Annotated in this window: 9 protein-coding genes; all 9 read left to right on the top strand. The window is 60.0% G+C overall.

The features are described 5' to 3' along the window. Positions 1-818, top strand: an 818-nt coding sequence (locus KVT38_RS06540) for a universal stress protein (protein WP_217592890.1), incomplete at its 5' end; no start/stop codon positions are given. Positions 819-1,934: 1,116 nt separating this feature from the next. Then, positions 1,935-4,373: a right-handed parallel beta-helix repeat-containing protein gene (locus tag KVT38_RS06535; protein WP_217592889.1), complete on the top strand. Its 2,439-nt coding sequence runs from the start codon at positions 1,935-1,937 to the stop codon at positions 4,371-4,373. Between the two features lie 112 nt (positions 4,374-4,485). Further along, on the top strand, positions 4,486-6,231 hold the full coding sequence (locus tag KVT38_RS06530; protein ID WP_217592888.1) for a sensor histidine kinase: 1,746 nt from the start codon (positions 4,486-4,488) through the stop codon (positions 6,229-6,231). A gap of 4 nt (positions 6,232-6,235) precedes the next feature. Beyond that, positions 6,236-7,909 (top strand): response regulator, encoded by a 1,674-nt coding sequence (locus KVT38_RS06525; RefSeq protein ID WP_217592887.1) that lies wholly within the window; start codon positions 6,236-6,238, stop codon positions 7,907-7,909. A gap of 93 nt (positions 7,910-8,002) precedes the next feature. Then, entirely contained in the window at positions 8,003-9,718 is a 1,716-nt protein-coding gene (locus KVT38_RS06520) for an extracellular solute-binding protein (protein WP_217592886.1), read from the top strand. 19 nt (positions 9,719-9,737) lie between these two features. Continuing rightward, a complete protein-coding gene (locus tag KVT38_RS06515; protein ID WP_217592885.1) occupies positions 9,738-10,637 on the top strand; it encodes an ABC transporter permease in 900 nt (299 codons plus the stop codon). Positions 10,638-10,669: 32 nt separating this feature from the next. After that, entirely contained in the window at positions 10,670-11,554 is an 885-nt protein-coding gene (locus KVT38_RS06510) for a carbohydrate ABC transporter permease (protein ID WP_217592884.1), read from the top strand. Further along, positions 11,551-12,654 carry a glycoside hydrolase family protein gene (locus KVT38_RS06505; protein WP_217592883.1) on the top strand — a complete coding sequence of 368 codons (1,104 nt, stop codon included), beginning with the start codon at positions 11,551-11,553 and terminating at the stop codon, positions 12,652-12,654. The genes KVT38_RS06510 and KVT38_RS06505 overlap by 4 nt, the downstream gene beginning before the upstream one ends. Before the next feature lie 317 nt (positions 12,655-12,971). Next, positions 12,972-19,124, top strand: a complete 6,153-nt coding sequence (locus tag KVT38_RS06500) for an S-layer homology domain-containing protein (protein WP_217592882.1) — start codon at positions 12,972-12,974, stop codon at positions 19,122-19,124. Positions 19,125-19,248: the final 124 nt, after the last annotated feature.

Here is a 19,248-nt window from a genome sequence, read left to right as displayed (position 1 = left end):
ACACGAACGTGCCGGGAAGCCTGCGCAAGAAAAGGTACGAGGATGTCATCCGCCTGCTGGACAGCGGCATTTCCGTCATTTCTACCGTCAACGTGCAGCATCTCGAGAGCCTGAACGACGCGGTGGAGCAGCTGACGGGCGTTCGCGTGCGCGAGACGGTGCCGGACGCGATTCTGAAGCTGGCCGACGAGGTGGAGCTCATCGACGTGACCCCGCAGATGCTGCAGCAGCGGATGCGCGAAGGGAAGATCTATGCGCTCGAGAAGGTCGATCAGGCGTTAGCGTCCTTTTTTAAAATGGGAAATCTGATCGCGCTGCGCGAGCTCGCGCTCCGGGAGCTGGCGGACGACGTGGACGAACGGCTCGAGGCATGGGATCGCCATACGTCGCTGCGGGGACAATGGCGGAGGCAGGAGACGATCTTCGTCTGCGTGGACGCAGGGCCCCGCTCGGAGCGGCTCATTCGCCGCGGCTTCCGCATCGCGCACCGGCTCAAGGCGGAGTGGCACGCGCACTACGTGCGGCCGGATAGGGAAGCGGGCGCGGAGACCGACAAGCGGCTCGACACGCTGCGCCAGCTGTGCGAACGGCTCGGGGGCAAGCTGGAGGTCGCCCCGCCGGGCGACCACCGCCGGATCGGCGAAGCGCTGCTGGCGCGCATGAGCGAACTAAACGCGACGCTGCTAATCATCGGCCAGTCCCGCCGGCCGCTCTGGTACTCGCTGCTCAAAGAGACGGTTGTGCATTTCATGCTGCGCCGCGCGCGCGGCACCGACATGCTGATCGTCGCGGATTTTGACCGGGGCGCGGCGGAGTGAGCGGAGCACGCGTCGCACGCACGGCCCGGGAGTTCCTGGATAGGAACTCCTGCGACCCACACACCGTACGAGCCGTCCGGGAGTTCCTGGATAGGAACTCCTGCGACCCACGCCCCGCACGAGCCATCCGGGAGTTCCTGGATAGGAACTCCTGCGACCCCACACACCGCACGAACCGCGCGGGAGTTCCTGGATAGGAACTCCTGCGACCCACACACCGCACGAACCGCCCGGGAGTTCCTGGATAGGAACTCCTGCGAACCACACACCGCCCGAACCGCCCGGGAGTTCCTGGATAGGAACTCCTGCGACCCACGCCCCGCACGAACCGCCGGGGAGTTCCTGGATAGGAACTCCTTCGACCCACGCCCCGCACGAACCGCCCGGGAGTTCCTGAATAGGAACTCCTGCGAACCAAACACCACACGAGCCGCCCAGGAATTCCTGGATAGGAACACCTGCGACCCACACCCCGCACGAACCGCCCAAGTGTTCTTAGATAGGAACACCTGCGCCACACACACCGCACGAACCGCCCCGGAGTTCCTGGATAGGAACACCTTCGACCCACACACCACACGAACCGCCAGGGAGTTCCTGGATAGGAACTCCTGCGACTCACGCCCCGCACGAACCGCCGGGGAGTTCCTGGATAGGAACTCCTGCGGCCCACACACCATACGAACCGCCAGGGAGTTCCTGGATAGGAACTCCTGCGGCCCACACTCCGAACAAACCACCCAAGTGTTCCTGAATAGGAACACTTGCAGCGTTCTGCATACAAATATCCGAAATTCAAAGCGGCTCGCAAACAAATCGTCAAATTTGAGACTATGAAAATGTATGCGCTTCCAACATGATGGAGACGGGGGGCGAATCTCCGGTACCGCGGCAAGCAGACGAATGCCCGGTCCGCCGCCGCCCCGCGGCATTCCGCGAATGCCCCGCCCGCCGCCGCATCTCGCGCCAGGCCGCGGATGCCCCGCCGCCGCATCCCGCCGTCGCATCCCGCCGCCCCCGCTGCATCCCGCCCGCCGCCGCATCCCCCCACTCCGCGGGCTTGAACGAGCCTGCACAGAACATGGCACTTCATCCAACCGAAGAGGAGATGAACGAATGAAACGAGTATTCGGAGTTGGCGTCAAGTGGCTGCTGGTCGCCATGGTAGCTCTCACAGGATTGATCGGCCTGAACCCGGCGAGGACGGAAGCCTCGTCCGCTTATTTTGTAGCGACCAACGGCAACGACGCCTGGTCGGGCACGCTGGCGGCCCCTAACAGCGCGGGCACGGACGGCCCGTTCAAGACGCTCGCCAAAGCGCGCGATGCGATGCGAACCGGCGCCGTCAAGACGACGTATGTGCGCGGCGGCACCTACTACATGGCGTCCACGCTTGTCCTGAATGCCAGCGACAACGGTGTCAAGTTCTCGGCCTATAACGGAGAGACGCCGGTGCTGAGCGGCGGTCAAGCGGTGACCGGCTTCGCCGCGGAGGCGGGCGGCCTGTATGCGGCTCCCCTCTCGACGCCCAGCGACCTGGAGCTGATCGTGGACGGCCAGCGGCAGCGCGTGGCGGAGAAGAAGTCGTACGATGCGGCCAACCCGTATACGTACGGACACTTTTTCGCGGATGCCAATACGGCCTTGAACAAGGTCGTCTTTAAGTCCGGAGAGATGACGGCTGCCGACTTCGTATCCAATCTGCGGATCGAAACCTACGCCGTGACCCGAATGCAAAACGATCTGTTGCGCGTGGCCTCCATCGACGAAGCGAACCGCACGATCAATCTGACCGGCAACGCCAAGTACGCGATCGGAACCAACGGCACGTACCGGCTGCTGAACAATCCGGCCTTCATCGACGAAGCCGGCGAATTCGCCTACCGGGTGTCGGACAGCAAGCTCGTCGTCAAGCCCGCCAACGCCTCGACGCTCTTGTCCAAAGGCGCCGTAGTGCCCAGACGCACCATTCTGTCATTGGACGGAGCCGACAATGTCACGATCGAGCGGATGACGTTCTCCGACACGCCTTATTCGCTTCCGGCCGTCGAGCTGAAAAACGGAGCGGACTTAAACGGGTTCTACAACAACCGGCTGGTCAACGTGGGCAAGGGCTTTATGCTGACAGGTTCGAGCGACAATACGATTAATCACAATGAAATCGCCCAAACCGGCGGCAGCGGCGTCGAGATCACGTATAACGCCGATCGCAACGCCATCAACTGGAATTATATCCACCATATCGGGCTTGTCGAGAAGATGGGAGCGGGCGTATGGGGGTATGGCGTCCACGACAACCGGATCAACAATAACCGGATCGAATACACCGCCCGTTACGGCATCTCCGTCAAGCAGTGGGATGCGGCGACCGACAACAGCAACAATACGATCGAGTACAACAAAGTGCTCCATACGAACCGGGAAACGTCGGATACCGGCGCCATCGAGATGCTGGGCCGGGGCGCGGCCGATACCGCCTCGAAGATCCAGTACAACTACATCGAGGATACGGGCGGGCTCCGGCCGGACTGGACGCAGCCGATCTTCCGGTACCCCTACGGCGCCGACGGCATCTATCTGGATGACGAGACGAGCGGGGTAACGGTACTGGGCAACTTCATCAAGGACCAAAGCCGTGCGGCCGTATTCGTCCATGCGGGGGACAACAACGCCATTCGCAACAATGTAGCCATCATCGGCAATGCCATCTGGAAAGGGCTCGGTCACGAGGACGGCAAAGACAAGTTCGTGCGGCTGGAATGGGGGACGAATCAGCGGGTAAGCGCCAACAATACGATCGAGAAAAACATTATTTATTCCAAGACGGCGTCCTGGCCCAAATATCTGGATTACTTTAACGGAGGCACCTATACGACGGACTATAACGATCTGTTCAACGTCCCGAAGGTCAGCGGCAAGGACGCGAACTCCGTTATTTCCGATCCGCAATTCGTAAACTTCGGCGGAGGGGATTACCGCCTTCAGCCGGGTTCGCCGGCCTATCCGCTGGGATTCGTCGACCTGCCCTGGAGTGCCTGGAACGACACGCAGAACGTAGCGGGCATCCAGCCGTCAACCTGGGTGTTCTATAAAGGGATCAATTTGAACGGCGGAGCCGTCACGATCGAAGGGAACGACTGGATCTCCCATTCTGCCGCTCTATCGCAAGGCCTATCCTTCCCTGCAGGCGCGAATCTGTCCGCCAACGGCACGCCGCTCGTGCCCGCTCCGGCTGCGGATGCCGCTACGGCCGGCATGCTGAACACGAACGTGTGGAAATTGGGCGCGGCGTTGCCGATCAACCAGACTTTGCCGAACGGCAAGTATCAAATTTACTTCTGGGTGATGGAAAATCATCAAAGCAATTACCGGAAATTTAACGTTGTTCTGGAAGGCGCGACGGTCGATGCCGACATCGGAAATATGCCGATCAACGAATGGGTCAAATACGGCCCCTACGATGTGTCGGTCGGCGACGGCGTGCTGAACATCGAGCTGCAAAACACGCTGAAGGACCCGATGATAAACGGGATCGCCATTTACAAACGCCGATAGTCTCCCGTCACAAAGGAATACGGCAGCGACAAGGAGCCTCGCATATGCGGGGCTTTGTGCCGTATGGCGAGACAGACGGCCGGGCTTAAGCAACTTTGAAGGGGGGAGCCTGTTGGTCAGGGAATGGCTTAACAATCTTCGCATTTATCCAAAGCTCGTGATCGCCTTTCTGCTCGTTTTTGCGCCGATCTTTATCGTTGGCCTTATTATGAATGCGCGCGCTTCGGACCGGGTCAGGGAGGAGATCTCCACCTCCATGGAAAATCAGGTCGATTTCTTCCTGGCTTCCTTTCAATCGGAGGTCGAACGCATTTTGACCTTCAAAACGGCGTTCGTAACCGACAAGGATTTCGAGCGGACCAGCGCCTGGTTCGGGGAAATGTCCGATTACGAGCGCGCGCAAAGCGTGATTACGGTGCAGAACAAGCTTTCGATGTTCCAGCGGACGAGCCCGTATATCAAGGATGTGGGCGTCTATTTTCCCGCGCTCGGCCGCATGCTGCATGCGGACGATTACGGTCCGGGGTTGTCGGAGCAAGAACTTGCCGCGCTGAAGGCGCATCCGAGTCTCGAGGGCACGCCCATATCCGGGTTTGCGGACAGTCTGATCATCAACCAGGTGTATCCGGTATTCGCATACGGGACGGCGCCCGTCTCGTTCGCGCTCAAGGTAGAATTGTCCAACGAACGGATCGTGAGCTCGCTAAACAGCGTGACCGGTCAAGGCGGGGCGTTGATGGCGAGCGCGTCCGGCGATTGGCGAATCTCCGATCCGGACTATCGCATGCTGATCGGGCCGGTTTCCGAATATTTGGGCAGGCTGGGTCCCGGCAGCGGCAGCTTCGGCCATACCCTTATCGAGCAAGGCGGCACCCGTTTCTGGGTTTCCTATAAATATTCTCCCTATATTAACGCTTATTTGGCCGTATATATGCCCGAACGAACGGTGATCGGGCCTCTGAACGAATATCGCCGATGGCTTTGGGGGCTCTCCCTTTTGTCCCTGCTGGTGGTGGCCGGCTTTTCGCTGGGCGTTCACCGCATGGTGCATCGGCCCGTGCGCGAGCTGGTGAATGCTTTCCGGAAGGTCGAAAAGGGGGATTTCGCCGCCAAGGTCGAGGAAGGCAGCCAATTCGAGTTTCGTTATTTAAGCCGGCAGTTTAATTCGATGGTCCAACGTTTGGACGTGCTGATCAGGGAAAATTTCGAGCAGGACATCCGCATGAAAAACGCCGAACTGAAGCAGCTTCAATCGCAGATCAATCCCCATTTTCTCTATAACTGTTTCCTCACGCTTCATTTCCTGGCCAGAAACGACAATTTGGACAATGTTATCAAAATGACCGGCCATCTTGGCGGTTATTATCGGGGCATCACCCGGAACGCTTCGGCGGAAGTGTCCATGGAGCAGGAAGTGAATCACCTGAAGGACTATGCCGCCATACAGGCGATTCGCTTCGAGAGCCGGATCGAGCTGAGAATCGGAGACCTGCCGGAGGAGTGCCGCACGCTGCGCGTTCCCCGGCTCATCTTGCAGCCGCTTCTGGAGAACGCGTACGAGCATGCGCTTGAGCCTATGACGAACGGCGGTCTTATCGTCGTCCGCTTCGAGACCGGGCGGCAGTCCTTGAAGGTAACGATTGAGGATAACGGCAAGCAGCTGTCGATTGAGCGGCTGGACGCCCTGCAGCGATTGCTGTCGTCGCCGCCTGCGGCGCATATAGAAACGACCGGCATGATCAATGTTCATCGGCGGCTGCAGCTTTATTTCGGGGCCGCTTACGGACTCGAAGCGCAGAGAAGCCATTTGGGCGGATTAGCCATAACGGTAAGGCTTCCGATCGAAAAAGAGGAGTGAAGGCATGAATAGCGTCATCGTGGTCGACGATGAACCGATCATCGTAAACGGAATCGTGCAGTTGCTGCGGGAGCATTTTCCCGAGCTGGACATATACGCCGCCTATCATGCCGGCGAAGCGCTGGATCGGATGTCCCGAACGAAGGTCGATTTGGTGCTGACGGACGTTCGGATGCCGGGCATGGACGGTCTCGCCCTTCAGACGCGCATTGTGGAGAAGTGGCCGCGCTGCAAAGTCGTTTTTCTGACCGGGTACGACGATTTCGACTATATTCGGCAGGCCGTTCGCAACGGCGTGCTCGATTACCTGCTGAAGACCGAAGGGGAAGCGGCGATCGTCCAGGCCGTGCGCAAAGCGATCGACGAATATGCGAAGGAATTCGACGCCGATGCGCTGCTGAAGCAAGCGAGGGATCAGCTTATGCTGGCCCGTGCTTCGCTGCACAAGGATGTGCTGTCGGGCATCCTGAACGGGGATGTCGATTCGGAAGCGGCGATCGCCAAGCAGTTCGCGGAGCTGGATATGGGGCTGGACAGCAAGGAGCCCGTGCTGCTCGCGCTCGCGAGGCTGGACGAGTGGCAGGACGAGCGCGACACGGCGGGCAGGACGCTATTGATCTACGCGCTGCAAAATATCGCGGAGGAATACTTGTCTCCTAAAGTCAGGAGCAGGTCCGTCATGCTGGACAAGCATCGGCTCGTCTGGTGCATCCAGCTTCCGGAAAGCGCACGAGATCCGAAGTCCTGGCAGGAGGCTATTTCGTTCGTACACGGCATTTTGCAAAATATTCAGGCCGCGTGCAGCGCGCTGCTTCGCCGGCACGTGTCGTTCGCGGCAGCGCGCGAGCCAGTCGCATGGCGCGAAGCCGGACGCAAGCTCGGTGCGCTGAGGCTGCTGTTCACCTTCGGCCTGGGGCTTGGCAAGGAGATTCTTCTGATCGAACCGCCGGCCGCGCAGCCGGAGGCAGGGAGCCCGGATTCTTCGTCACAGCAGCTGCGCATCGGCAGAGCGCGAATCGACGAGCTGGGCATGCTGCTCGAGACGGGCAGGCGCGAGCTGTTCTTCGACCTGTTTCGGGAAACGTACGAGACGTTTTTTCTTTCCGGCGAATGGGAGGATCGCTTCAAGCTTGAAATCTATTATGCGTTGGTCACCCTCTTCCTCTCTTATTTGAACCGAACGGGAGGCGCGGACGAACTGGAGGAAAAGCTGCCGCTCTCGCGATTGCTGCGCATGGATACGGGCGTTTCCTGGGTGGAGGCATTCGGTCTGTTCGGCCTGTTCGCCGCGGAATTGTTCGAGCGGCTCGAGCGAGGCGCGCGTTCGCGGGAAAGCGAGCTTGTGGGAACCGTTCAGGCATTCGTCGTCCGGCATTTGTCCGGCGATCTGTCGCTCACCCGAATCGCCGATGAAGTGTCGCTCAGTCCGCCGTATCTTTCCAAGCTGTATAAACAAATCACGGGTACGGGATTGTCGGACTATATCAACGGCATCCGGCTGGCCAAGGCCAAGGCGCTGCTTCGCGAAGAAAGCCGCCGCATTCAGGAGGTTGCCGCCGCGGTCGGCTTCGATGCCGATCCGTCATACTTTTATCGCTTTTTTAAGCGGCATATGCAGATGACGCCGCAGGAATATCGCGATCAAGCCAGGAGGGCAACAAACGACAGTCTATCGTAAGACTGTCCAGTAGAGGCGCCTTCATTCCCCGTCTTATAATGCAGGCATGGAGGGCGTGCGCACGCTTTCATATATAACGAGGAGGGGAATTTTTTGCGGACGAATACGAGACGATGGGCATTTTCGCTTTTCCTTGCCGCAGCATTGACGACGGCGGGCTGCAGCGGCGGGAACGACGCGTCCAACGCGAATGCGAAGTCCGGCGCCGGAGGCGCCGGGAGCGGCGGAACGGCCGCGGCACAGACGGGCGAAGCGCCCGATCCGTTCGGCAAGTACGATCCGGCCATCGAGGTGCATGCCGCCAAAGCGGTCAACAAGGTGTGGAAGTTTCTGCCGGGCGACGATATCGCCAACAACGTATGGACGCGGGAATACGAGAGCGAGCTCGGGATCAAGGTCGCGTACGACTGGACCGCGGAGGCGGGGGACGCGTCCGAATCGAGCCCTTACAACCAGAAGCTGAACGTATCCATCGCTTCGGGCAATCTGCCGGACATCTTTACGGTCAGTCCCACACAATTGAAGCAGCTTGCGGATGCGGGACAGCTGGAGGATCTGACGGGCGTATTCGATCGATACGCCGCGCCCTGGACGAAGGAGCTGATGCAGGGAGACGGCGGCATCTCGATGGCGTCCGCTACGTTCGACGGCAAGCTGCTCGCGCTTCCCAACATCACTGCGAACATCTACAACGCCCAGGTGTTATGGTTGCGCACCGACTGGATGGAAAAGCTCAAGCTGACGCCTCCCAAAACGATGGACGAACTGCATGCGATCATCGAAGCGTTTACGACGAAAGATCCCGACGGCAACGGAGCGGCGGATACGTACGGAATCGCGCTGAACAAGGGGCTTTACGGCGCGATCGCCAGCATCACCGGGTATATGAACGGGTTCGGCGCCTATCCGGGGCAATGGGTGAAAAAAGCGGACGGGCAACTCGCCTACGGCAGCACGCTTCCCGAGACGAAGGCGGCGCTTGCCAAGCTGCAGGAAATGTTCAAAGCGGGCCAAATCGATCGGGAATTTGCCGTAAAGGACCCCAACAAAGCGAGCGAGAGCTTCGCGCAAAATAAAATCGGCGTACAGTTCGGGGAAAACTGGAACTCCTACTTTCCGCTCGCCGACGCGCGCGGCCAAAATCCCGGCATGGACTGGAAAGCCTATGCGATCCCGACCGTGGACGGGTCGGAGGCGAAGCCCGGCGTACCGTTCCCGGCCGCGCAATATACGGTCGTTCGCAAGGGCTTCAAGCATCCGGAAGCGGCGGTCAAGCTGCTCAACTTCTATCAGGAGAAGTCGTACGGGAAAACGAGGGACAACGCCAAGTACCGTTCCGAGGTCGATGCCAAAGGCGAGAAGATGAATACGGCCAATTTCCCGCTCGTCATTTCCGACAAGCCGAACGCTGCGGTCGTGCAGGACATCCAGAATCTCTGGGCAGCGATCGACAAGAAAGATCAGAGTCTGCTCACCGATTACGAGAGCGCGTACGACGCCTATAACCGATACGCCGGCGGCGACGAATCGGGCTGGGCGGATGTGCGTCAGAACGGTCCGCAGGATTCGGCTTTCACCGTGCTGTTCAAGCAGTACACGGACGATCTGAACGTCAATTTGTTCGGCGGGCGGACCGAGACGATGGCCGGCAAATGGTCGGCCTTGCAGAAGCTGGAGGGCGAGACGTTCACCAAGATCATCATGGGCGCGGCGCCCATCGACGAATTCGACAAGTTCGTCAGCTCCTGGAACAGGCTGGGCGGCGAGACGATCACCAGCGAGATCAACGAGATCATGGACGGCCGGTGAAGAAGGGGCGGTGAACGGAATGCTGAGCGGCAAAACGAGACGCGAACTCCCCCTCTACCTGATGCTGCTTCCCGGGCTTATCCTGATCGTCCTCTATCAATACGTTCCGATGGCCGGCATCGCCATCGCCTTTCAGAAGTTCACGCCGTTCAAAGGATGGTTCGGTTCGGAGTGGGTCGGTCTCGACAACCTTCGGTTCGCGCTGGCGCTCCCGGATGCGGAGCAGGTCATCTGGAACACGGTGTATATCTCCGCTATGAAGATCGCAGCCGGTCTGGTCGTACCGCTTGCCATCTCGCTGCTCCTGAACGAAGTGACGCGCACCGTCGTCAAAAGGGGCGTGCAGACGCTCATTTACCTGCCGCACTTTCTGTCCTGGGTCATCCTTGGCGGCATACTGATCGACATCCTCTCCCCGTCGGAGGGGATCGTCAATCAGGCGCTTCAGGCGATCGGCTTCAAGCCGGTATTTTTCCTCGGAGACAACCGTTGGTTTCCTTACGTGCTGGTGCTGTCCGACGTCTGGAAGGAATTCGGCTTCAATACCATCATCTATTTGGCCGCGTTGACTTCGATTAATCCGGTGCTGTACGAGGCGGCGGTCATCGACGGCGCGAGCCGCTGGAAGCAGACGCTGCATGTGACGCTGCCGGGCATGCTGCCGATCATCGTGCTGCTTGCGACGCTTAGTCTCGGCAACGTGCTGAACGCGGGATTCGATCAGGTGTTCAACCTGTACAGCCCCGTCGTGTACGACAGCGGCGACATTCTGGATACGATGATCTACAGAGTCGGCCTGGTCGACGCGCAGTACGGACTCGCGACGGCGTTCGGCCTTATGAAATCGGCGGTATCCTTCGTGCTTATTTCCGCCTCGTACTGGCTGGCCTATCGTTATGCCCATTACCGGATATTCTGATCTTACGAAACGGAACGGAAGGAGGCTTGGGCATGGTTCTTTCCGGCGGTGTCGGAACCAGAATATTTCGAGTATGCAATCATATTTTTCTGATCGCGCTCGCCCTGCTGTGCATACTGCCGCTCGTTCAGGTGCTGGCGATGTCGTTCAGCGCAAGCTCGGCGGTCGCGGCCGGTCTTGTCCGGCTTTGGCCGGTCGATTTTACGCTCAAATCTTACGTCTATATTTTGAAAAACGCGCAGTTCTTAGGCTCCTTCGGCGTCACGCTGCAGCGCGTAGCGCTCGGCTTTCTGATCAATATGGTCCTCGTCGTGCTGACCGCGTACCCGCTGTCCAAAGGGGTGCAGGCGTTTCGCGGCAGGACCCTGATGGTCTGGCTGTTCGTATTCACGATCCTGTTCCAGGGCGGGCTGATCCCGTCCTACATGACGATCCGGATGACTGGGATCATGGACTCGGTATGGGCGCTGGTGCTTCCGGGAGCGGTACAGGTGTTCAACGTCATTCTGCTGCTTAATTTTTTTCGCAACTTGCCGAAGGAGCTGGAGGAATCCGCTTTTATCGACGGCGCGGGACATTGGACGATCATGAGCCGCATTTTCGTGCCGCTGTCGCTGCCGGCCATGGCTACCATCATGCTGTTCACGATCGTGGGCCACTGGAATTCGTGGTTCGACGGGCTGATCTATATGAACAAGCCGGAGCATTATCCGCTGGCGACGTATTTACAGACGCTGATCATCCAGATGGACTTCAAGAACATGCGGACCGAGGACGCTTATTTGCTGGCGGAGATATCGAACCGTACCTCCAAGGCCGCACAGATCATCATCGGATCGCTTCCGATTCTGGTCGTCTATCCGTTTTTGCAGCGGTTTTTCGTCAAAGGCATCGTGCTTGGCAGCGTCAAGGAATGACCGGCGGCCGGAGCGGCTGCAACGATTCGAAGCGAAAGGTTGTGCGAAGCGAGATGCTGGAAGCGCAAGAGCGGGAATCCGAATTTATGCACAGACTGGCGCCTGTCGGGCGCATTCTGGAAGACCCGGATCACTATGTCTGGTGCTGTTCGCCCATCTACGGGCCGGACGGCAAAGTTCACGTCTTTTATTCGCGCTGGGACAACGCCTACGGCTTCGACGGCTGGGTGATGGCGAGCGAGGTCGCGCATGCCGTCGCCGATCGTCCCGAAGGACCCTATACGTTCGCGGGCGTCGCGCTGAAGGGGAGAGGCGGGGACCACTGGGATTCCTGGTCGATCCACAATCCGACCGTGTATCGCGTGAATGACGGCTATATGATGCTGTATATGGGCTCGGACGGCTCGACGCTGGGCATAGACCAAGCACAAATCCGCCAGATGTCCAAAGCGCAGTATTTACCTTACTTTCACAGGCTGGTGAATTCGAAAAGAGTGGGAATGGCGATCTCCAAAGATCTGTTCGGCCCTTGGACGCGAGTCGGAGACGAACCGGTGATCCCCGTCGGTTCGAATTCTTCCTGGGACGACTTCTGCACCTCCAATCCCGGCTTCGTGGAGACGCCGGAAGGCAAATACCGGATCTACTACAAGGGATGGGATCGCGTCACGGCCGCCAAGTTCAACGGCAACCGCAAATACGGCTTCGCCGAATCCGAGCGGCTTGCCGGCCCCTATGTCAAGTTTGCCGGCAACCCGGTGATCGATTATTCGTCTTATGGCGAAGAGATCCAATGCGAGGACGCTTACGTCTGGCTCGAGGACGGCAAATATAAAGCCATCATGCGCGATATGGGCTTCTTTAACGACGAATACGGCTTGTACGTCGAGTCTTCCGACGGCATCCGCTGGAGCGAACCGAGCATCGCGTACAAGGACGCCGCCAGCTACTTCAACGAAGCGATGCCCGGGCTGGATCGGGAGGGGAGATTCGAACGGCCGCAGCTGCTCATGCGGGACGGCCGCCCGGATTATCTGTTCTGCGCGTACCGAGGCGGGAGGTACCGGACATCCTCTGGCGTCGTTCTGAAAATCAGGTAAACGCCGCCCCCGCAGAACGATCGTACCGGCAGAGAAGCCCCCGAGTACAAATGAGGGAAATTCATACACGCCGATCATACAAATCCCGGCAATAGAAACTGTACGGAGGCAAGGGCCGTGAACCAATATAGGTGGTAAGCGCGGCCCTCGGCCTTGCCCGGTCCATAAAAGGCCGGGGCCGGCGTCATGCCCATCTAAAGGGAGGTCCTTGCACAAGTATGAGACGAATGAGGATCGCAGCAATCGCATTATGCATGTTCAGTATTTTGGCAAGCGCTTTCAACCCATTGCCCGCACAAGCGGCAGAGGCGGCTGAGATGGTTGAGGCAGTTGAGGCGGCTGTCCCGATCGTCGTGAAGGCAACCCCCGATACGGCGGCCCCCGACGAGACGGTGCAGCTCATCGGCCAGGATCTGGGGGGCAGCCGGATCGGCATCCGCCTCCTGCCGGATACGAGCTTCGACAGTACCGTGGGCGCGCAGCTGGCGGCGAACAAGACCGAGGCGGATATCGCCGGGGAGCCGCAAGAGCTGCTGCCTCCGCTTCAATCGGACGCGAACGCCGTGGCTGGCGTCTTGCCGGCGAACGAGGTGCACGGGCAATACGCGCTGTGGGCGGTCAATTCCGCCGGCCAAAGCAATCCTGTATTCATCAACAAAACCGACGTCATGTACGTGTATCCGAACGTCGTGAACGTTGCCGAATCCCGGGAGGTTACCGTGATCGGGACGAATCTGACGTACCGCAACGAGCCGGGGATCGAGGGCAGCCGCGTTTATTTGCGCAACAAGACAACCTCGGCGTACATCCAGGCCACGCTTAAAAGCGCTGCGCCTTACGAGATGGTGTTCCAGGTTCCGGATTCGGCAGGTGCCGGCAGCTACGACGAGGTGTGGGTGAACAACGGACACGGCGGCGAGTTCGGCTGGAGCAAGACCGATATTACGCTGATCGACGCGCCGTTGCCGGCGGCCGTATACGATGTGACAGACCCGCTGTACGGCGCGATTCCGGATGACGGCGCGGATGACGGACCGGCCATCCAGAAGGCGATCGACGCTGCGGCCGCTGCCGGGGGCGGCACGGTCATGCTGCCGGCGGGCGTGTTCAATCTGGACAAAGAAGGAACGCCCCCCGCGGCCGGCTTGACCAAGCTGGTGGATGAGAGCACCTTCGGAGCGACTCCTTCTTACGGGACGGACCGTGAATATTTCCGGGCGTTCGACTCCAATTCCGCTACGTTTTTCGATTTTTCCGGCACGGGGCCGGGATATCTGGGAATCGATCTGGGAGCGGGCAACGAGCGCCCCGTGACGGCGATCCGGTTTTTTCCGCGCCCGTCCACCAATGCGACCATCGATGCCGATATGATCGGGGGCAAGTTCCAGGGCTCCAACGATAATGTCAATTATACGGATTTGTACACCGTCGCGGCCAAGCCTTCCTTTAGCGGCAATGTCGTGCAGACGTTGGACAGCACGACCCCCTATCGCTATCTGCGCTACATTCAGCCGGATACGACAAAGAAAGGCTACATTGCCGAGATGGAATTTTTCACGGGCACCCCCCAAGGTCCGCTCGCCGTCGGAGCAAAGCCAGAGACGCAGCTGCAGAAGCTGACTTTGAAGGCCAACGTGACGTTAAAGGGACAAGGCGCCGATCGGACGACGCTGAAGTATCTGGATACCGGCTCCATCGGGGGAAGGGATACCGGCGTCGGTCCGGAGATGATCACCGTTGCCGGCTCCGGGACGAGGATCGAAGGCCTCCGCATCGAGGGCAGCGACAGCGTAGACCGGGGCATCGTCATCCAGGCGGGTCTGCAGAATATCGTCATCCGCAACAATGTCATAGATACCTGGTATCCGGGCCCGGCCAAGAAGGCGATGATGGGCGGCATCTGGGGGGACGGCGGGACGAACGGCCTGACCCGCATCCTGGTGGAAAATAACGAGATTACGTCCGGCGGCACGCTTAACTTGTATAAGCTGTCCAACAGCAAAATTTCCGGCAATACGTTCCGGGGGAAAAGCTGGACGCCGGTCACCATGACGAATGCGTACCAGAACATCATTACCGGCAACAAGATCGACGGCAGGGACGATGCCGGCAAACGGGGCGGGTCCCGCGGCTTTAACTTCACCCTGCACCCGAGCTCGGGCTCCTACAAGCCAACGGCAATGAACTACATCGCCCGCAACGACACCCAGTACATCGGCAACGAATCGTCGCCGACGAACGACGGAGAGATTCTGCTGTTCGACGCCCTCGTGGACGTGGACACGGACTTCACGGGCGCAGGCAACAAGATTCTCCATTATGGAAACGTAAGCGCTTCCGGACCCAACCAGGCGACGATCAAGGGGATGAACTGGAACGCCAACGTGCTGAAGGACGAATATGTCCTGGTCGTAGAAGGCAAAGGGCTGGGCCAGTTCCGGACGATTACGGCCAACACCGGCGATACGATCACCGTCGACAAGGACTGGACGATCGTTCCCGATACGACCTCCAGGCTGGCGGTCAGCCGGTTTTTCTACAAGAACATCGTCGCCGACAATACCGCAGCCAACAACAAGGGCAACGACATGAGAATGTACGGACAAGCGGTCGGCAATATTTTCGACGGCAACAGGTCTGCACTCGGAGACGGCGGTTCCCCGACGGCGGGCAACGGAGGCGTCGCCATCAACAGCTTCGACCGGAATTTGACCACGTACCATCCGTCCTACTACAACGTGATTAAAAATACTTCCGGCGCAAGGGCGTATATCAACTTCGGCGGCAACCTGCGGATCGATTCGCCGCGCTCGGTATCCGCCTTGGGCAATACGGTGAAGAACAATCGGGTGGACGCGATATACGTCGCCTCGGGCGGCTACGACTTCTTCCCGGCGCCCAAGCAGAATATAAGATACAACGTGTTCGAAGGAAACGAGGCGTCGAGCCCGTTCCGGATCGACAGCCCGGTGGCGGGAGCCACCATCGTCCGCAACAACATTCTTCCGGGCGACGCGCCCGAGGAGCGATACAAAGACTACGGGACGGGAACCGTCATCATTGAAAACGACGTAACGCTGAATGTGGCCAAACCGAAGCCGCCGCAACCTCCGGAGCTGCCCGACAACGGACCGATGCCCAATCCCGGCGGCAACAAGCTCGTGCTGCAGCAGGGCGTGAGCGGATACTTGGGCGCCGCCGATGCCTCGCTCATGTCGCATTGGCAAGGGCTGAACAATAACAACGGCGCCTACGGCGAATTCGAGATGGCACGCTACAATGGCGGCGGCGTCGACGACAAGTACGGACTCATCAAATTCGACTTGTCGCTGATCGATCCGACGAGACCTATCCTGGGCGCGTATCTGGAGCTGTACCACTCCCAGACCCGCGCCTCCTCGGAAAACTTCAAAACGGTCGACGCTCACTTGATCACGAGCGACTGGGAAGAAGGAAACGGCGACGGCAACGGTACCTCCATCGACGGCAACACCGTGGGAACCGTGGTGAACGGCGTCGAGATAACGGGCGTCACGATGAACACGAAGCCGAGCTGGGAGACGGGGACGGAGACGACGCTGGACAGCGTCGTTACCTCCTACGTGCCGGGCAACTGGTACCGCTTCGACTTGACGCGGGCAGCCAAGGAATGGGTGCTGCACCCCGAATCCAACTTCGGCGTAGTGCTGTTGGAGGACCGGCCGAGCAGCGCCAACGGTACCCGGACCTTCGCCTCCTCGCAATATGCCAATGTGTCGCTTCGGCCGAAGCTGACCCTTTTCTATGGGGGAGATCCCATCGTTCCGCCGGTTGACGACATTGCTCCGGGCGACGCGACGGAGGCGGCGGCCGTCGTCGACGACGGGCTGATCAAGCTGACCTGGAAAGACAGCGCCGATTCGGATCTCATGAAGGTCCGCGTATATGCCGGCGACCGTCTGCTCGCCGAGGTGGACCGGGGCGTTCAGGCAGCGACGCTAAGCGGTCTGGACAACGGACGCGTATACCGGCTTAACATCGTCAGCGTAGACGGTTCGGGCAACGAATCCGGGGGGACGACGCTCGAGGCAGCGCCAAGAAGCAGTCAATCGCTTTTCTATAAAGGAATCAACTTGAACGGCCAAGGCGTGACCATTAACGGCAATCCATGGATCTCTTACGAACAAGCGAAGGCGGAAGGTCTTGCCGTTACGGCAGGAGGAGCGGCTCCCGCCGCGGGCACGACCGCCAACTTCCCGCTGCCCTTCGAGGATATCTACGATGTGACCCATATGCTGAACACGAACGTGAGCGCATCGAAAAAGCCGTTAAAGCTGGAGCAAACCGTGCCGGAAGGCAGCTATCGCGTGTACCTGTGGTTCATGGAGACCAGTGCGGACCGGTCCCGCAGCTTCAATCTGGATGTGGAGGGACGGCGGGCGGCCACGCAGATCGGCAGCGAGATCAGGAACCGGTACGTTCGTTACGGTCCCTTCGACACGACCGTCGCCGACGGCGCCCTTACGCTCGACATCGGCAACGTCAAAGGCGATCCGGTGCTGTCGGGGCTGGAAATTTACCGGGATTACCGTTCGGCCGTCCTGCTGAAGGATTTGCGGGTAGCCGGACAGTCGGTAGCCGGCTTCGTGTACGAACCGGCGGACTACACGCAATTCCTGCCTCCCCTTACGACGGAGGTCCCGGAGGTGACGGCGGAGATGCTGGACCCGTCCTCGCGGCTAACGGTCGCCCAGGCGGTTTATCTGCCCGGCACCGCGGAGGTCCGCGTTCAGTCCGAAGACGGCAGGATGTCGTCGGTGTACCGGGTGCACTTTAAGCTGGAGGAGCCGAGCGCCAACAATCTGCTGTCGGAGCTTACGGTGGACGGCGTCGCGCTGCCGGACTTCCGCCCGGAGCGGACGGACTACAGCCTCCAGCTGCCGCACGATGCTTCCGTCATTCCGGCGGTGTACGGATCGCCCCAGGATGCCAAGGCGACCGTGAAGATCGTGCCCCCGCTGGCGCTGCCCGGCACCGCCTCGGTAGAGGTCAAGGCGGAGAACGGGGAGAAGCGGGTCTACACGGTTCGGTTCACCCTGGCCTCGCCGCCGGAAAACCCGGAAGGCCCGGGAAGCAGCGGCGGAACCGAGACGCTGCCGCCCGTGAACGAACGTGAAGCCGCATTAAACCGGTTCCTGGCCCTCCTGAAGCCGGGGGCGACGCCGGAGCAGCTGAAGTCGGGACTGAGCGAGGCGTTGAAGGCGATCACCGGCGTCCCGTCCCGGCTGCTCGACTTGGATCACACCGAGGGCGGATCGCGCGCGGTAGCGAAGAAGGAGCTGGCTGCGGCGATACGGGAGATCGATGCCGCGCTGACCAAGCTGAAGCAGGAGTTGAACAGCGCCGGACACGAGGAGCTGTCTCGGACGCTGAACGACCGGCTGGAACTGACCGTCCCGGGCCAGGGGCCGTCCCTTGTGCTTAGCTTGCCGGGTGAGGCGGTTCAAGCGCTGAAGGATACCGGCCTGGAGGTCCGGCTGATCATGAAGGGCGTCGTATTCCGGATTCCGGCCGATGCCTGGGACGCGGGGGCAGGAACGGCCGGGGCGGAGCTGACCGTCAGCAATGTCGGCCAGGGAGCGGCCATGGAAGCGGCCGACAAGCTTGCCGCGAGTCGCGGACGGATGGAAGGCGTGTATGAAAAACGGTCGAGCCTTTATTCATTCAGCATGACGCATCCGGGCGGCGGCCCCGACGAAGCCCGCTTTAATCGCAGCATCGCCGTGGAACTGCCGTATGCGGCCGGAAGCGCGGAAGTCTCCAAGCTGGGCGCCTATGTATTCAATCCCGAACGTCGGACGTGGGATTATGTCGGCGGCAGGGCGAACGAAGAGACGATGACCGTCTCCTTCGCTACCGGGCACTTTAGCATCTATACCGTGATGGCGTACGACAAGAGCTTTCCGGATATCGCCGCACATTGGGCGAGAACGGATATCGAAGAGATGGCTTCCCGCCACGTGGCGGAAGGCATGGAGAACGGCCTGTTTGTGCCAGAGCGGTCCGTATCCCGCGCGGAATTCGCGGCCTGGGTCGTTCGCGGGCTGGGGCTGACGGAGGATGCGGCGGGCTTGCGGTTTGACGACGTAGCGGCCGATGCCTGGTACGCGCCTTACGTGGCCGCCTTGTCCGCCCAGGGCTGGATGACGGGCGCGGGCCAAGGGCAGTTCCGTCCGAATGCGCCGATCACGCGAGAGGAGATGGCGACCGTGCTCGTTCGCGCATGGGGGACGGCGATCCCCGTCGTCGCCGGAGACAGCCGACCGTTCGCAGACCAGCAGGAGGTGAGCGGCTGGGCGTCCGACGCCGTCTTGACCGCGGCGCGGTCGGGACTCGTTAAAGGAAACGAGGCGGGCGCCTTTAAGCCTCAAGCGCAGGCGACGAGAGCGGAGGCGCTGGTCACGATCGGAAGATGGCTGAAGCTTTCTTAAAGAGCGGAGGCTGAGGAAGCCTTGCCGGATCTCGCGAGCCGGCAAGGCTCCTTTGTCTGACCAATCGCAGAGCCGGCCTGCATTTCGCACAATTCCTCAAAAAACGGACACCCGAACAAGACAA

The organism is Cohnella sp. GbtcB17, assembly GCF_019091135.1.
Classification (GTDB): domain Bacteria; phylum Bacillota; class Bacilli; order Paenibacillales; family Paenibacillaceae; genus Cohnella.
The sequence above is the reverse complement of the archived record's forward strand: the minus strand, read 5'-3'. Positions and strand labels throughout refer to the sequence as shown.